This is a genomic window from Polynucleobacter sp. UB-Piko-W3 (genome assembly GCF_018881635.1).
Classification (GTDB): Bacteria; Pseudomonadota; Gammaproteobacteria; order Burkholderiales; family Burkholderiaceae; genus Polynucleobacter.
Genome location: NZ_JACVPY010000002.1, coordinates 816,039 through 833,255 on the forward strand (window position 1 = coordinate 816,039; position 17,217 = coordinate 833,255).

A 17,217-nucleotide genomic window follows, 5' to 3' on the forward strand; every position below is an offset into this window, starting at 1 on the left:
CCTCAATGAGATGGTGCGGCTGGCAGGAATTGAACCCACGACCCCTTGGTTCGTAGGCATTACATCTGAACGCATAAATACCTATATGAATCAAGAGGTTGTTTAAGTCAAACCATGCGATAAATTTATACGTCTATATCTTGTAAGTATTTGATTTAATTAAATCGTCAGAATTGATATCGCATGTGATTAGCTACCAAAATTAGGACAAATACAAAGCGCGTTCATCCTGACGGCGAGTGACCAACCCTTTAAGAATTTTCCCACCAGCTTTGTTGTACAAAAGGAAAGCGTCGGCAGCTCCATCAAAGTCACCGCGGTTGTGTTTCATCCGAATACTTGACCGCTGGAGCGTCCCTAGCCCAAAGTTAAAACTGATTGAAACGAGCGCATCAAAGCGAGGCTGAGTAAGCCCATCAGGACATAGTCGCTCCACCCCAGCTTCAAAGCGACCAAGGTCTTTCCTAAGAATTTCATCAACTTCTTGGCTAGTAAATGCACGATTCCAGTCCTCCGGCAAGGTCTTGCCGTCCCCAATTAAGTGCCCCACCCCAACCGTCCAAAGACCAATAGCGTCTTGGTATGGCTTCAGCCGAACACCCTCGTGGTGACGGATAGCCTGAATGGCTAGGTCGCTGACCCTCATTTTTTAAATGATTGTGTGCCAAACCAAAAGGCAATAACTGAGGCAAAAATCTGCTTGGAGTCGTCATCCCAAAGCTGGTTTAGAGCAGTATCAAATGGCACTTCGGTATGCCATGCGTACCAAAAGCCAAACACATCAACGAAAACAAGTAGCAAGAACATGCCATAAGTAATAGAAGGGCGAACCATAGCGCGGGCGTTAATAACCCACAGACTAGCTCCCTGACCAATCGCAATATCGTGGGCATAAAGTGCCTCCCTTTCTTGGACTTGGGTAGTCATCGCTACCTGATCTGTACGGATTTCCTCAACCCGCTCTTGAGATTGATAGCCCTGTTGAGCCATGGCGAGCTGCTGTTGCATCTGTAATTGGGCTAATTCCAGCTCATGTTTTTTGTCGCTTTTGTCCTGAAAGAACTCCAGCAGTTTAGGTAAACCGCCCATACCAAATGACAACAACGTAGAAATTAATGTCAGCATTTCAAATCCTTAAAACCAATGGGTTATCCCGCCCTTGTAAAACACGCACATCACAAGAAATGCAGCAAGCATGCACTTCCAAAACAAAAGCCGCATCTCCTTAACGTCCCTCCCAAATGCATCCTTGTTCTCGTTAGCCTCTTTTAATAGTCGGGCTTTAATCACTTCAATCTTTTCCCACTCAGCAGCTCCATGCTTTTTGGTGATTTCAGCTTTTAATTGCTGCTCCATATCATGGATTTCTTTTAACCTTCGCCACTCATCAACTGCGTTAACAAAAGTAATGTCACCCTTAACTACTTGGGCTTTACGGCGCATTGCCGCTCGAGCCTGAGCTTCTGAAGTGACAAACTTATCTACATCTTGAACAAGCTGTTCTGCCTCTTTTCCAGCATCAAGCCCTTCACGTATTCCGCTGATGGCTTGTTTAGCAACAAAAGCAAATTCATTGGGCATCGTTATTTCGCGATAATGTGAAACAGCATGGCAATCACCGTCCCCATCGAGGCAACGACACCACCAGCTGCGGCAATCAATAAGGTTTCGATTCTTTTTAGGCGTGCATTAGATGATTTGAATGAAGATTCAATGTTTAGGTACCGCTCAGCACAGACCGCTTCATGCATGGTGAGTTTGTATTCAATATCTTTTGCCGTCGGCATAGACTTAACTTCCTTAGTGATTGGTGTTTTTCTCATCACAGTCCTTAGAAAATTACCGGCTGTGGTGTATAAAAGTTCTGTGCGCGGTCATCGGTATTGGAATAGCTACCGGCATAGCCAGTAATCCACAATTGACCATCATCCATCAGCATGACCAAGTTTTGTTCAGAACCGGAGGAATGTGTTTGGATGTCAACAACCTTGCGAATGCTAATAGGAGGTTTAACAATTGTTCCATTCTGTTGATTGGTTGTATTACCTATGCCAAGCGCACCGTTGCCGTTATAGCCCCATGTGTAAACAGCACCATTCTTATCAAGTGCAGCCATCCAGTTGTACGAACCAGTACCTGACTTCACTACTTTTGTAATGTAGTTTGATGTGGTTACACCAGTTGGTAAAATCTGCACCCAGCTTGAACGATGTGAGTTGGTTGAATCAAGGTTTGCACCATAGTTTCCAGCACCCGCTACATACCAAGTGTTGTCTGCTTTGCGGCAGAACGATACTGGATAGTCATAGTTTGGAGAATAAATTTCTTCAACAGGATTGTTGTCTCCGCTGAACACAACTACTGGAGTTGAAGAGTCAACAAACGTACCATCACCAAAGCAACCATATGTTACGTTACCTCCACCCCATGCCGCTGAATGACCAGCTTGATAGAAGTTATAAGTACCGGCAGCTTGCGCAGTTAGTGCATTGGAAAGTGTCACGACGTTACCAACAATCGACACTACACGAGTTGGTTTGATACCGGGAACAAAAGCACCACCAGTAATGTTGGCAGTAGTTAAAGCCGGAATACCAGTACCGGTAACAATTTGGTTGACCACAACGCCAGTAACAGATGTCATGGTAATGGTTGTCGCCCCACTTGCTCCACCGCTTGAGTATGTTGCAGTTGCGGTAGTTGCTGTACTACGAGCCAATGAGTGGAAACTCATATAACCGCCACTAATGTCGTAAATAAATTTACTTGCTAATGCACCAAGTGAACGTGTACCGGCAATAGTGGAGTTGGTTGTTGTTCCATTACCCAATTGACCGTCACCGTTATAACCCCAAGTGTACAAAGCACCAGTAGATGTAACAGCTGCAACTGCGGTGTAAAGCTCTCGTGTTTGAGCAATCTTGATGACGTTTGACAAAACAGAGTTTTGTACAAAGTTGGTTTTATTGGTGGTTGAACCATCGCCAATTTGACCGTATGGGTTATAACCAGTGCAATGAACTGTTCCATCAGAACAAAGGACAGTAATGCAATTACCGGTTTGATTACCCACTCCAACAGCAACCTCGACAACTATCTTGCCATAAATGGAGTTGCTGGCATTGGCACTTGCATTGTATGGAACGGTAACAACTGTAGTTGTTCCATTACCGCATTGACCTTCGGTGTTGTAACCCCAAGTCCAAAGTTGACCGGTGGTATCAATACAAATACCGTTATATTGAAAATTTCCCCAAATTTTTAAAGCACCGGGGAAAGTTGGCGGGAAAGCAACTCGACCGGGATAGGAACGAGAGTTTGTCGTCCCTTCACCAAGGCAATAGTTTCCGTTCCAGCCCCACATCTTCACGCTGTTATCGTTCATGATCACATAGTTGTGACGATACATGCTGGCTTGCTGACCCATGCCGTTTGATACGAGTGCCTTAACTTTTGTTGCCGAGCGAATATCAGGTGCAGCCCATGATGGGAAGCCTGATGCATTAATTGTCAGTACCTGACCAGCAGTTCCCGCTGGTAATGCCACAAGACCACTACCGTTGTTATAGATAACTTCACCAGCATTCGCAGAAACACTTCCTACGCCTTGGGCAAACAATTGCCAATAAGCTGTTAGGTTTGCTGGTGTTTGACCTAAGGTGCTGTCTTGCAAACAGACATAGCTACTGCCGTTATAGATTACGACGTCTTGACGAGCATAGGTCGTACCAGCTGCATATGTACCCTTCCAAGTAAACGCAATCTTCCCAAGCAAAATGTTTGTGCCTGTTTGCGTTGCTGATGTGGCGTAGGTGTAATAAGTACCAGCAGCATTAGCAGCCAAGTTACTTGAAAGCGTCAGCGTGTTGCCGGTGATATTGACTACATAACAATTCGTTAAAGTAGATACCCCAGTACCCGCAATAATTTGACCAAGAGCCACATTGGTGACATTGGTAAAGGTGATGGTATTCGTTCCCGAAGTACCGCCACTTGCGTAGGTTAATGTTGCTATAGCGACGATTGCCATGTGAAATTCCTTTAGAAAATAATTTGATTTGGTGTGTAGCGAACATCATCGGTTCGACTACCAGTTTGACCATATGTGCCAACACCGCTGGCATAAACAGAACCATCACTACATAAGTAATGAACAGTTACATCTGCAACACCGCCGTAGCAAGCGCCACTTAATTGAAAATCAACAACAGTCTTATTTAGTCTGACGAAATCCCATGTCGATGGGATAGCCCAATCAGGAGTGACAGCATTGCCTATGCCAAGGTGTCCATCGTCATTTAAACCCCACCCGACACATTTGCCGTCTGACCGTAACGCCATTACTGAGCCTTGATATAAACCACCAAGACCACGAATCTTGGTGACGTTAGTTAGATATGAGCCACCAAGGGTTGACCATGTAGTAGTGTCAACAGCGTAGCCGTTCATACCACCACCTGACGATCCTGTGGTCTTAATCGTTCCATCATTCATCAGAGCAATAGAAGTGTGATAGCCACCACTCTTGGTAACAAAATCTTTAACGCCAGTTAAGCAAAGTTTTGGATACCCAGCGGTTGAAGGATAGTTATCGCCAGTAGTGCCGTCGCCCCAGCCACCACCAACTTGACCGCCATCATCACCCCACAGGTACAAGTCACCGTTTTCAAGTAGTACACCCCAATCTCGGTAATAACTGCCCGGTGCCCAATGCCCTAACGATTCGCTTGAGCCAAACTTTTTAACTGGAGCTTCAGAGTCCCAAGGATTAAATCTTGTCGGGGTATATTTATCGCCACCACCAAGACCGGTTGAATTGACTTCACCAGCCATGTAAGCACGACCATCAAGCGTAATAAACATCGTTGCTTGATATTGACCGGCAGACATCCATACATCTTTGCAAGGATTGGTGATTGACCAAGGAACAACTTTAGGGGTTTGTGCTACGGTAGTATTGCCCCATCCGCAACATCCATAGTTGTTCATACCCCAAAAATAGACGTAACCATTGCTGTCAAGGCATCCAGCTCTTTGTTGCCCATAATAATCAAATGCGGTAAACACTTTTGTAACAACCGTATTTAATCCAAGCTCTCCTTTGCCACTTAGTTTTGTAGGGATAAGCTGATTTGTTCCTGTGCCAAGACCGTTTATGTACTCAGAGCTATTACCAGTTACCCACAATGAGCCATCGCTCATGATGTAAAAAACTGTGTCCCAGCCTGATTTAATGGAAACGACTCTTGGAGCATCTGCTGGGAACGCTACTCGACCGGGCTTGTTGTACGAAATATCATCAGGTCGTCCAGTCCCTGAACAGCCAGCGTAACTTCTACCCCAAGTGCGAACCATGCCCTCATTCATGAGAGTCTGCATGTAATGATTGTTTGAATAGGTGCCGATACCGTTATAGGTGTCCATCAATGCCGTTGCAATCGTGCCGCCACGTTCTGCTTCAAAGCGAAACTCAACGCCTGACGCTGCATTGGAGTGCAATACTTGACCCCATGAACCACCAACCGATACGCCACCATTAAGCAGCTGTCCAGCCAGCAATGCATCTTGTTGACCAAGTGCAAAGTTTTGTAGCGTACCGCCGCGATACACAAGTACGCTGCCGTTTTGATAAACCACATCACCATCGACGTAAGACAAGTACGGTGAGTAGATGCCCTTCCAGCGATAGCCAATTGAATTAATGTCAATCTTCATAGAAGTACCATTGCCAGTTGATTGTTAACAACTTGGAATTGGACGTTTTCAGACATCGTCCAAGTTGCGTAATTTGCTACGTCACCAGTCCTAGTAGCGTCATAGTTCAAACTCTGTTTGTCACCTGACAAGTTAAATCCAAAGAAAGTCGGAGCTGCAACAGAGGCAACTAAGTCATATCCATTTTCTGTAGTCTTAACTTGTAAGAATTTCTTGGCTGCACCAACTAGGCTTGATGGCAAACCAGCAGCAGAAATTACCCCAGCGGCTGCGGTTGCAGAATTGGCTGCTGCCGTTGCTGAGTTTGCTGAATTAGTTGCATAGCCGGATGCGCTACTTGCTGATGCAGCAGCTGACGCAGCAGATGCTGGAGCAGCGTTAATGTTTGAGATGTTTGCCGCAGCAGTATTGATTGCTGCGATGTTAGAACTATTGGTGTTAACCGAACCAATGTTGGTCGAAACTGTTGAAACGTCCCCAGCAATAGCTGCTACTGCGGTCACGTCAACAGCTGCAATTGCTGCTGCCGGTGAACCAGTCGAATCAAATGTCATGACCTTACCAGCACGCACACCCACAGAAGGTAGCGTAGTAGTTACACCGGCTGGGTCAGACAATGGGAAGGTAATTGAGCTTGAAATTGATAACTTGAGCTGCTGAACCAAGATGGTCAACTTATCCAAAGCATTGGTAATCACGCTTGGATAGAAAGCACCTTGATTGGTAAGGTCAGTTTGCTGCAAGTTAGCAACAGAGCTGGTAGCCGTTAGCTTGTAGCCACTTGCTAAATTACCAGCAGTTAAAGTAATTGTGCCGCCGGGACTAGAGTTCTGATCACCATTTAATGCAACGGTGTAGTCAGAAGACAAAGTGAGCAACGTGTCTACACCCGCTGGATTTGTTCTATAGACCGCCAGCTCTGATGCAGCAAATATTTTGAAAGCAAATGGAAAAACACTGGTTGTGCCTGTTCCTATAAACGCACCAGCTTTCCGAACTTCGCTAGAAATGGTCATATTTCATGCTCCTTTATAGCCATAAGTTTGTCTGAGTTATTGGCAAGTACGCGCACCATTTATTGCTTTGGAGGAAGACCAACTAATGGTGCAAGTGGATTTGTGCTGCTGCCATCTGCCAAGGCTTGGATGCCAGTAACAGTGCGTTGAACCTGACCGGCTGGATAGTGCAACAAAGACCCCATGACGTTGTTGAGTGCTTTTAATAAAGCCTCATCGACTTCGCCTTGTTGCGCTTGTTTTACCAACTTACCCATGTCACTAAAGAATCGAGTGCCAGCTGCGCCGTTATATCCGTAAGTGCCTTGAATCATTGAACCAAGCTCACGCACGCCAACCATCATGCCCAGCATGTAGCCAAGGTTTTCATTAATCAGCTCTTTGACTAGCTTTTCATCATCCTTATCTTCGCCACCCTTAAGTGCTTGCTTCATCAAGAATGCCAACGTGGCTGGCAGCGATGTCAAAAGCAATACGTCTACAGCCAGCATAGGTAGACGACTTATGCCAACTAAACGAGTCTCATTAATGGACTCTGTAAGCTGGTTGTAAGTCACGTTAAAAAATGAATAGAAATTAGTCCACAATTTCATAAGCGGTGAGCCACGTTGAATTTGCGAAAGGTCTTTAATCTGACCACCACCCTGAGAATCAAGTACAGCTTGGTCTGCCATCGCTATGGCTTTTGACTCTTCATGTCCTAATGACATTGCTTTTTCGTACATACCAAGCCATGTTGGTACATCTGCAACAAGCTGCATTTTTCCAATAAAGTAAAAAAATGATTCCTCAATGGCGGTCATTACGCCACCTTTATTGATAGTGTTGCGAATCTCGTTGATTTCACGTTGTTGCGTTTTAGACCGCAAGCGCATGAAGTCTGATTTTTCACCAATCCACGTAACGGTGTTTTCCATACTGGCAGCATCACGCAACCAGCGTGAGGCTCCTTTGGCAACCCACTTAACTCCAATACGTGCCATTGACTGAGTTAAACCTAATGGCTGCAAGAATGAGGTGGTTAAGTTCCATCCCAAACCAGCAATAGTTGCTCCCACGCGGACATGATTAATTGCTGCCTCAAATACGTTTTGTGCACCAATCTCACCAATCGTGACATCCTCAATGGTTTTGAGCATGGTCTTAATGACATCAGGTGTGTAGTGGCTGCGTAGTGCATCTTCAATCCTCGAAGAGCGCATCAAGCGATTAACGTCGATTAAGGTTTCATGCCATGACAAATCATGGATGACCTGATCAACGTGCTGAAAGATAACGCCAAAGTCATAGCGCATTGGACGACCAACTGATTCCACGCGAGACTTTAAGTGCCCTTGTTTGGTCGCTGCTTTGGAATACAAGCCACGCTCCATCTGCTTTTTAATTTCAGCAGCATCATCAGCAGCAGAACGATTGGAACGATCCGGGTTGTACTTAATGGGGTAATAGCCACCCTCTAAATTAATCTTCACGCCGTCGCTTGATGTAACGACAAAAGGACGTGCCTCTACCTTTTCAGGGATAACGCCAGTAACACGACGCTCTTTAGCTGAAATCTCCGACCAGTAGCTATTGATGTAATTCCATGTACCTTGGACAAAATTCCATTGCTCAGCCGTCAGGCTTTTGACAATGGCATTTACCTGATCAAAAGACCAGCCCTCACCGTCCATGATTCGACGTAAATTGGTTTCGTTGCCAAGGTTAAGCGCAATGGCTAAGCGTCCTTCAAGGGATAGGCTTTGTCCAATCTCCGGAATAAGCAGTTTGTTCTTTAAGCCACCTGATTTGAGAATCGGTTTAAATAGCTCATGCAAAGCCATGGTGGCTTGCTCGCGCATCTTTGCTTCAGTTGTCGCTGCTTCATTTAATGGGCGTACAAAAATGTCCCATAATTTCCCGCCATCCCTAAAACCATCCATTTGCCGAATAAGGCTGGCAAATTTACGGTGCATTGCAAAAAACGACCTTGCGCCAGCGCTGGTATTGTCATACCAAGTATTGGTTTCAATTTTTTGAACAACATCTTTTAAGGCGTAGGCGTTGATAGTGTCTACAGCCTCATCTACCACTTCATTAAATTCACGCTGGTCTTGCAGCTTCAGTAATTTATTCTTGAGTCTTCCTAAGTGGTCAATGTTCCGAATAGCATCAACTAGTCCCCTAAACTCCTCCAACGTCATTTCTTTGTAGGACATGAGCTTACTTTCATCCATCAGCTCATCGGGAATCATTGGCTCTTTGCCAGCATTTTGCTGCGACTCTACCCATGCAGCCAAGGTCTTACGCTTGTCAATTTGACGCAATGTCGTGCCTTGACGTAAATCAAAGCGTGCGAGCAAACCGTCAATCTGCTCAAGATAGTCAATGTCTAAATTCTTACGAGTGCCTTGATTCTCAAACTTTTTTAAATACCGTAGGGCTTTTTCGATTTCTTGCTGGGCATCAAGGGCTGCCTTTGTTGCGTAGTTATTAATCAACTGATTACGCTTTTCAGTAGCCGCCTCAATTAAGTTGCCTTTGGCTCTTGCTGCTTCAGCTGCTTTGGCAGAGCGTATTTCAGCAGAAGAGTATTGACCCGGTTTAATGTTGCGAATCTTTAAACGTGCAATCATGTCATTGGCAAACTGCTTAGCTGCTTGCGCTAGGATTTGCGGACGACCAGTTACTTTTGCTAAAGCATTCGCCTCGGTAGCCACAAACTTAGCTCTTGCTTGATTGTGGATTGCCTCATTGACTACTTTGTCTAAAGCCTGTGGGCTATTAATATCACCATAACGTGCGAGCATTCTTTCATCGGTAGTACGCTCAATCAGTTCGCTCATGTTCTCAGCACTAGTAAGCGCTTTGACAAGCTGGTCACCCGAGCTAAATGTTGAGCCGGGTAAGTTGGCAATCAAGTCAGGATGGATGCCACCCTCTTTAGACAGCATGCCGTACTTGCCATAACCTAAAACGCTCCAGTCAAATAGCGCATAAGGGTCGCCCTCACCGCCATATATTTCCTCCAAGGCTTTAGCGGAAATCTTTTCAGCGTTTTCTGCTGGGCTGCCATCAAGCGTTCCGCGCTTAAGGTACTCCATAATTCGATATACCGGCTGGCTCATCACCTCGCTTGAAACTTCTTGCCGTACTGCTTTGCGCTTTTCGGCATTTTCTTTTTGCAGTGCTTTGAGTAATTTATTCTTGGCATTCGTTAGCCACTGCATGTCGCGTAGGCTGCGCTGCTCTAAATTACTAATGGCATCTTGACTGGCATCGATGTCTGACTTTTGATAGGCAACCCATTCATCCTCAGACATAAAGTCCGGCTTGTTTTTAAACAAAGGTGCGTAGGCGTTAGCATCTTCAGCCTGTTGTATTTGCTCAGTCGTGGCAATCATGCGATCAAACACGCTGCGCACATCATCTGTTAGTTCTACATTAAGCTGCCCAATGGCTTTATAGACATTAATTAACCATGCGCGAAACCGTTGGAATATGGATGCCAGCTCCGGCGTTGGCGCATTGCCTTCAAATAGATACGCCTCAAAGCCACGCGCAAATTTCTCATGGAAAGGACGCTTTTGCTCGATGCTCATATCGCGCCATGTTTCGATATTCTCAACACCAAACCAAGACAAAAGCCGGTTCATGTCCTCTTGTATATCGACCGGCGCATCCGGACGCGAAGCAATATCTGCGGTGACTTCTAAAAAGAAGTGACCGGATTCATGTAAGAAAGTGGAAAGGTCTGCCCCGGAGAGGAGCGTAATGATTGAGGGAGTTTGAGTGATGTCAGTGCCAAAACTAATAGCACCGCGCTCACCTTCGCCTTGGTTTAAATTTCCGAGGGTAGATTGATTGTATTCGCCGCCGCTGTCGAAGTCTTCTTCTGCAAGAAGTCCGCTACCATTTTGTCCAGCAAGTCCATCCGATCCTGACGACTCCAATTGTTGAATATCGAGTCCGGATTCTCTTGCAGAAACAAATCGCTTGGCAGCTTCTTCGTAGCTAATTTTGCCTGATTGTCTTGCACCAAGTTCACCATATAGTTTCTTTTCGTAATACCACAATATAGCCTGAATGTCGGCTATGGACAAGTCCTTACCCTTCTTTGCCAGCATCTTTTGAGCCATGTTGGTAGCGTCCAACATGAACCCTCTATCTGTAGCATTAAATGGGGCATCTTCTAGGTTAACAAACGCCATTTTGTACAAAGTATTGGCAGCTCGCTCGACCTTATGCTCCTGATAAAGAGCCTCGAAATTCTTGCCAGCCTTCTTTTTGGCGGCAGCCATCCATGCTGCTTTTTCATTTGTTTTGCTAGGCTCAGATTTACCCACCATCTGCGCTAATTGGGTTTTAAAACCCCGCTTTTCTAAAGCGTCATGCGGTGCCACAATCGCTGATAGAACCTCATCATTGCTCATCTCGGGTTTACCTACCAACTCAGCAAAATTACGCATGCCTTGCTCGTTTGGTGCGGTCAGGATAGTTCCGCGATAACGATTAAAGGTGCGGCTCCACCAACGATCCATAGTTAAGTAACCATGAGCACCCATTAAGTTGGCATAAAAAGCACCGAGCTTTTCACCTAAAGCAACAACTGCCATTGGCATCTTGACATCAACGGTGTAGCCAGTAGACAACTCTTTTTTGCCACCCTCTTTTTGGATGGCGTTTAATTCTTTAATGGTCTTTTCTTGCATTAAGAACTCGCGCATGCCTTCAGCGCCTAGTTTGTCGTACAAGCCTTGCAAGACTTTGAGATTGCCATCAATGGATGCTTGACGCTGGTGACCCTTAGATGTGGTGAACTTACCCTCTGTAGCGCCGTCTTTACGAAAGTTGCTATAGATGTCCATCGCTTGCAGCGTATTGCCCATCACCTTTTGACCATCTGAGGTAATGGCAATGAGTGCAGTCATGGTGTCGCGTGCGCCCTGATCTGACTTTAGTTCGGGAAATATCTCCCCCATGGTGTCAAGCGCAGACTGAAATTTTGTGGAATACCAGCCTACCCCGGAGTTGGTTGGGTTTTCCATCTCAAACATGACTTCTTCAGTAATCCACTTGGCAATCTTTTTCATTGCCTCCGGGCTGCGATCGTCTTTGGCAATCAGACCATACTTCACCCGCTGGCGCGCCTCGAGCGCGGCTGCAATATCGCGAGTGTTGTTGGTCTTGGTCTTATCGATGCCAAACTTTTTAAGCGACTCTTTGCCCGAGCGCAGTGTTGCGGACTGGTTATACGACTGTTTTTGCGGCTCTCGATAAATAACGCTGTTAGATTCATCGGTTGGCTCAAATCCATACTTGCTGTAAAGCTGTAGCAATTGCTCTTTTGTGATGCCATCCTTTTCAAGCTGCGCGGGTTCACCGTATAAATTTAAGCCATGCTTATCTGCTAGTTCAATTAAATCTTGTAGCGCCTGACTTGCTTTCCCTTGATTGCGTTGATCAAGATCAACTCCAAGAAAATGGAACGCAACATCGTCCTCGTTACCGTAACCAGTTTGCGGTTGACGGTTAGGGTATTTTGGATTTGTGAATAAAACTTCTTGTGGCTGTAGGGCAATACGAACCCCATCCTTTTCCAAAGTTCGGTATCTGACACCGCCCTTGTTTTCGTAGGTTCTTGCGTTATCAAAGCCATGTAAGGTGTAACCTTTGTCTTTGACCAAGTCAACAAACAATGGGTACGTTAATTTACCGCCTTCATCATCAGTGACAAAGTTGTCTTGCCCATATTGATTTTGACCAACAATACTTTGCGCCTGTATACGGATTGGATAGCGCACTGCCATTTCTTCAGGGGTAATACCTAACTTTGCTGCACTAACCGCATAAAAGTTAGACATCATTGCTGCATACGCGTTATTAACGTCAGGCGTAAATCGATTAACCGCTGTTAATTGGTCAAGTACCTGAGTCTGCACTTTGTCAGCAGACTCTTTAAATGTCTGATCGCCCATATGGGTTTCAAGCTGCTTGGCAATCTCCTCTTTGAGTTTTTCGCCGTTGTTTTGCATGAACTCTTGGGCTTGCACCTGACTCATTCCTACTGGGTCAGTTTTTAAGTGTGGCAATAGAGATTGTGAATAATCTTGACCCGCCATTTTTGAGGCAAAGTCAGCCACTGAGATTCCAACATCCGAGCCAGTGCTTATTGCTTGCTCAATGTTTTGCGTCAAGCCTTCAATACCTAAGGAAGCTGGGTCAACCTTGGCTTGATTTAATGTGGCAGTCAATGTCTTAGGGTCAATAAAAACTGTATCGACTGGACTATCTTCTGTAGAAGATTTCATAAACCCTTGGAATGTGGACACATCCCTTGTGCGCAGTTTGCTTGCCTCTGCCAAATCATTTATTTGGCTCAGGATATTAAAGGCTAAATTGGCATTGGCTGCCTTATCAACATTTTTTTCCATGCCGGAAATTTGACGACCACCGATGGCAGCAAAGCCACCACCCATAATGCCGCCAAGGGTTAGACCTTGCGCGGTACTTTCTAGTACACCATCAGATAGGCTTTGATTAGGGTTGACGTTATTTTTGATAGCAAGATTTTCAACAAACTTCTCGCCACCGCTTTGTACGCCTTCTGTTAATGATTCATTGACAAACCCTTTGCCAACTCTTGGAGCCAATGCACCACCTTCACCAATAATTTTGCCAAGGTATTTACCGCCAAAATAACTCGTGACTGCATCAACGATGCCAGCCATAGTGCCCGATTGCTCACCAGTAAAGGCTGCTAAATAGACTCTTGCTGCCTCGGGTGAATAACCTTGAACGGTAACTAGCTCTTGATATTTAGGTGATTTTTCTAGCTCAGCTTGAGAGAGTTTGAGAACATCGGCTTGGGTTTGATTACCTTGCTGGGCATAACCTACTAAGCCTTCACTAGCCCCACCAACCTTTGCCATTGTTTCAGAGGCACTTTTAATTGCAGCTGCACGAGCCGCTTCTTTAGTTGCTCCTGATGCCACCATCGTTTCCATAGTGCTACCAGCAGCACTACGCGTAAAGTAAATGCTCAATGCCAAAGCGGCGGTAGTTGGTAGTGAATTGAGTAAGTCGCCAGTCAGTTTGGTGGGTGATAACAAAGCAGAATTATTAGGGTCTGCTGTGAAATACTCCTTATTACCAAACTCTTTTTTAACCTCATCAGGCATGTTTTGCATGATGGAGCTGGCATAGTCAGTTTGCTGACGCGTCCAGCGTGATAAAAATCCCGCAGCAGAATCTTCTCTAAACTTCTTTAATGCTGCTGGATTATCTTTAAATAGAACAGATGCCTCTTCATCACTAGTGGTGAATGGCTGAAACTTATCCAGTAGCTTAGTGGTTACCGCCCCTAGAGTGACTACTCCGGAAAGCGCTGACCTACCTAAATAGCTGGCGCTTTTCTCCAAGCTACTCATGTTAGTTATGTCGTCGTGAGCAATACGTGCTTTTTCTTGGTCTAAAAAGAACTTGGCAGTATTGGGATATTGCGTAGTCAGATTACCAAAGTCAGTCGATTGCATCACTACTTGACGCTGCGTATCGTCGCGATTAGCGCGAACTGAATCCACCGGTATGCCCAGCTTATCTGATACCTTGCGAAGTTCTACTTCATAATCAGGGTCGCTTTTGAGAGCATTACCAATATTAATCTTGATGTTTTGCGAAGTCTGATTGTTACGCTCACCCAAGTAGGAAGTGACTGCTGACGATATATCGTCATTGGTATAGCCGCCTACATTTACAGTTCCAATAGGATCAGCCATTTTTCTTCATTTTCATTTTTAACCACACATCCAGTACCGCACCATCAGACGGATTATCAATACCGCGCATTTTCAAATCGGCTTTAATACGCTCGACTGCGCCGGGGGCAATATCCTTGATGTCGGAAACTTTCATAGTCATAATCTTCATGTTCTTGACATCGCCATACGTAATCCCAGCAAATGTCTCCTTGAACTGAACTGACTTAGCAAACAAGTCATCAATTTTCTTTTCAACTTCTACGTCGGTTAACTTACGTCCCAATGACATTTGGGTTTCCAGTACTGAATCGCGCACAAACTTTTTAATAGCGCCAATTTGTTGCATCTTTCCTGTGTCAGATTCTTTTGGAGTCGGGTCGATGTCTAAATTTCGTAGTCGATTGTTAAGCACCTCATTGATAGCACCGCTAGGAACGTCTTGCGCTGCGGTCATCGCTTTACCGGTTCGTACTGAGGCACGAATATCAGCAAACCGCTTAAAGTCACTAGCATCAAGTTCAGCACGTAGGGTGTAGAACTGAGCATCGGTTAAGCCATTGAGATAAGCGGGGTCAGTCAGTTTTTGGTAAACGGCAAGATTGGTTGCTTGCGTCCCAGTAGCTACCTTGGTAGCAAACGACATTACTTGAGACACCTTATCCGGTGGAATATTGGCACGCAAAGCTCCCGGAAGAGCCATATAGTTGCCATTGTTTTCCACTAAGCCACGAATAGCACTGCCGACTGTTTCATCGTCACGCTGCGCTTGAGATGACTTGTAGCGACTAAAACGAATAACAGCATCATCTTCTGCTTGTTTTAATACGGTGGGACTGACATTAAGATTGCCATCTTTATCCGATAGGTTTTCTCGCACGCTAAGCAAAATATCGCGCACTGTTGGCTCCGTATTTCTGCCCTTCCCCGCCTCATACGCTGCCACATTTTTACGCACATAATCTTGCGTTTCTTTAAATGGGGGTATGCCTTCGGGAGTTGTAATCTTGTTCGGATTTTTGCCACTCTTGTTCGTGCCATCACGATAGTCAAGTACTGCTTGAGTTCCCGCGTTGTACGCTGCAAAAGTTTGCGCTAGGTTGCCACCAAATGTTTTTAGATTTTTATCAAAGTAGGCTCTACCTAGTTGCTCGTTATATGCTGCGTCATTTTTAAAACGATTCTCATCCCAAGCAATACCAAGTTCTTTTGCCATTTCTTTACCAGTTTCCGGCATGACTTGCGCAATTCCAGTCGCCCCTTTAGAGCTAGTCAATGGCTTGCCGGACTTATCAAATTGTTGGTTGTTTGATTCTGTGCCAAGCGCAATGTTCCATGCACGACTGGTATCGCTTGTGGCTATTTGTGGGGATAATTTATCAAAGGCTTTATCTACCGCAGCTAATGCAGTTCCAGCGTCGACTTGTTTACCGAGCACACTTCTGACATGCAATATGTCATCCGACTCCATTTGGTTTTTGTAGCGGTTTAGATAATTGCTACCCCCAATAATGTCGTCCTTTTCAATGGCAGACAGAATCGAAATCTTGTGAGCCTTTGATAGCAAGTCGCGAGTATTGGCTTCAATCCATGTTGCTGATTTACCGTTTAATCTGCCAGCCTCGGCTGCGCTGCGTTTAATATTATCTACCTCAACATCGACCATACCCGGGTTGTTATAGTTCAAGCCAATGACATTCATGGAGGTCTTAATAGAACCCTCCTTGACTGATAGTGCGTAGGTTGTAAATTCTTGACTTTCGTGCTTTTCAGCATTGCCTCTAAACAAGACTGCCATACCGTCAGCTTTGGTTTTAAATAGCCGACGTTGCACGTCATTGCCTAAACCCTTAGAAATATCATCTACTTGAGATTGGAAGTTTTCTACGTATTCATCTGTCAGGCTTTTGCCGGATGTGCGCTCTAGGGCATTAATCCCCTTTTGATTTACCAGTCCAACATCTTTGTTGTAGAGCAGATCAAGGTACTTTTCTTTTGCCTTATTCTCTGCATCATCAACACGAATTTTGTTTGCTTCATTGAGTTGGTCTGTATAGATGCTCGCTGCCATACTGACAGCAGAACTCATGGCTTTACCCATGTTTTCCATCTGCTGACCGGGAATTGACGCCATTTCAGGAGTCAGGGTTGTATTTACTCGTGTGCTGGGGTTAACACTTTGGTCAACCAAATAATTGTCATAGGTAGGGATTTTTGGCATTATGCAAACGCTCCCGCTTTATTGAGTAAATACCAATCCTTGGCTGCGGAAGTTGAGCTGCCCAAAAGGCTAGTAGCAAATGCCATATCAGGATTGATGGCACTAGCATTACCTCGTGCCGTAATAGCTTTGTTGGTATAGTTCATGCCTTCAGTGCGATAACCCCAAGCATTACGAATGGCATTGGCTTTTGCAGTATTGGCATCAACTTCACCCATAACGTCGGTAGTTGTCAGGATGTTTTGCGCAGTTGGTGAAGTTAAATCAATCCCATTAGCAGCCAAGGCTGTACGCTGGGTCGATTTCATTTGCCCACGCTTTAAATAAATTGATGCCTCTTGACGTTGTCCTGAGAGCAACGCTGATTGTGCAGACAGTTCGGCAAGCCTTGCGTTGGTGTCATCCATGTACGCCTGACCTTCAAGCGCCATTTTTTGAGAGTCTGCTTTGGATTGGGCACCAAATGCACTAGTCAGTGCACCAGCTCCCATTGCTACTCCAGCTGAAATTCCCATGTTTAATCCTTTTA

Annotated in this window: 10 protein-coding genes; all 10 read right to left on the reverse strand. The window is 45.3% G+C overall.

The genetic code is table 11. The features are described from left to right. Window positions 1-202: 202 nt before the first annotated feature. From ICN31_RS04455 to ICN31_RS04500, 10 genes are read right to left on the reverse strand one after another with little or no spacing between them, the layout of a single operon-like run. Window positions 203-646 (reverse strand): lysozyme, encoded by a 444-nt coding sequence (locus ICN31_RS04455; protein ID WP_216258956.1) that lies wholly within the window; start codon window positions 644-646, stop codon window positions 203-205. Then, window positions 643-1,125 (reverse strand): hypothetical protein, encoded by a 483-nt coding sequence (locus tag ICN31_RS04460; protein ID WP_216258958.1) that lies wholly within the window; start codon window positions 1,123-1,125, stop codon window positions 643-645. Before ICN31_RS04460 ends, ICN31_RS04455 begins: the two co-directional genes overlap by 4 nt. 9 nt (window positions 1,126-1,134) lie before the next feature. After that, the gene (locus ICN31_RS04465; protein WP_216258961.1) at window positions 1,135-1,581 is read right to left on the reverse strand and encodes a hypothetical protein; all 447 of its coding nucleotides are present in this window, start codon (window positions 1,579-1,581) and stop codon (window positions 1,135-1,137) included. Between the two features lie 2 nt (window positions 1,582-1,583). Then, window positions 1,584-1,823 (reverse strand): hypothetical protein, encoded by a 240-nt coding sequence (locus ICN31_RS04470; RefSeq protein ID WP_216258962.1) that lies wholly within the window; start codon window positions 1,821-1,823, stop codon window positions 1,584-1,586. An 8-nt stretch (window positions 1,824-1,831) separates the two neighbouring features. Then, window positions 1,832-4,030 (reverse strand): carbohydrate-binding protein, encoded by a 2,199-nt coding sequence (locus ICN31_RS04475; protein ID WP_216258964.1) that lies wholly within the window; start codon window positions 4,028-4,030, stop codon window positions 1,832-1,834. A gap of 11 nt (window positions 4,031-4,041) precedes the next feature. Then, entirely contained in the window at window positions 4,042-5,715 is a 1,674-nt protein-coding gene (locus tag ICN31_RS04480; RefSeq protein WP_216258966.1) for a hypothetical protein, read from the reverse strand. Further along, entirely contained in the window at window positions 5,712-6,731 is a 1,020-nt protein-coding gene (locus ICN31_RS04485) for a hypothetical protein (protein WP_216258968.1), read from the reverse strand. Before ICN31_RS04485 ends, ICN31_RS04480 begins: the two co-directional genes overlap by 4 nt. Before the next feature lie 59 nt (window positions 6,732-6,790). Continuing rightward, window positions 6,791-14,488, reverse strand: coding sequence for a hypothetical protein (locus ICN31_RS04490; RefSeq protein ID WP_216258970.1), 7,698 nt, complete (start codon window positions 14,486-14,488; stop codon window positions 6,791-6,793). Then, window positions 14,481-16,688 carry a transglycosylase SLT domain-containing protein gene (locus ICN31_RS04495; RefSeq protein WP_216258972.1) on the reverse strand — a complete coding sequence of 736 codons (2,208 nt, stop codon included), beginning with the start codon at window positions 16,686-16,688 and terminating at the stop codon, window positions 14,481-14,483. The genes ICN31_RS04490 and ICN31_RS04495 overlap by 8 nt, the downstream gene beginning before the upstream one ends. Beyond that, complete coding sequence (locus tag ICN31_RS04500) at window positions 16,688-17,203, reverse strand: hypothetical protein (protein WP_216258974.1); 516 nt, start codon at window positions 17,201-17,203, stop codon at window positions 16,688-16,690. Before ICN31_RS04500 ends, ICN31_RS04495 begins: the two co-directional genes overlap by 1 nt. Window positions 17,204-17,217 lie beyond the last annotated feature (14 nt).

Bases quoted from the DNA above. Each gene is read 5' to 3' on its own strand.
- ICN31_RS04470 (WP_216258962.1), bottom strand. From the start codon at position 1,823: ATGAGAAAAACACCAATCACTAAGGAAGTTAAGTCTATGCCGACGGCA.
- ICN31_RS04480 (WP_216258966.1), bottom strand. From the start codon at position 5,715: ATGAAGATTGACATTAATTCAATTGGCTATCGCTGGAAGGGCATCTAC.
- ICN31_RS04500 (WP_216258974.1), bottom strand. From the start codon at position 17,203: ATGGGAATTTCAGCTGGAGTAGCAATGGGAGCTGGTGCACTGACTAGT.
- ICN31_RS04490 (WP_216258970.1), bottom strand. From the start codon at position 14,488: ATGGCTGATCCTATTGGAACTGTAAATGTAGGCGGCTATACCAATGAC.
- ICN31_RS04495 (WP_216258972.1), bottom strand. From the start codon at position 16,688: ATGCCAAAAATCCCTACCTATGACAATTATTTGGTTGACCAAAGTGTT.
- ICN31_RS04465 (WP_216258961.1), bottom strand. From the start codon at position 1,581: ATGCCCAATGAATTTGCTTTTGTTGCTAAACAAGCCATCAGCGGAATA.
- ICN31_RS04475 (WP_216258964.1), bottom strand. From the start codon at position 4,030: ATGGCAATCGTCGCTATAGCAACATTAACCTACGCAAGTGGCGGTACT.
- ICN31_RS04460 (WP_216258958.1), bottom strand. From the start codon at position 1,125: ATGCTGACATTAATTTCTACGTTGTTGTCATTTGGTATGGGCGGTTTA.
- ICN31_RS04485 (WP_216258968.1), bottom strand. From the start codon at position 6,731: ATGACCATTTCTAGCGAAGTTCGGAAAGCTGGTGCGTTTATAGGAACA.
- ICN31_RS04455 (WP_216258956.1), bottom strand. From the start codon at position 646: ATGAGGGTCAGCGACCTAGCCATTCAGGCTATCCGTCACCACGAGGGT.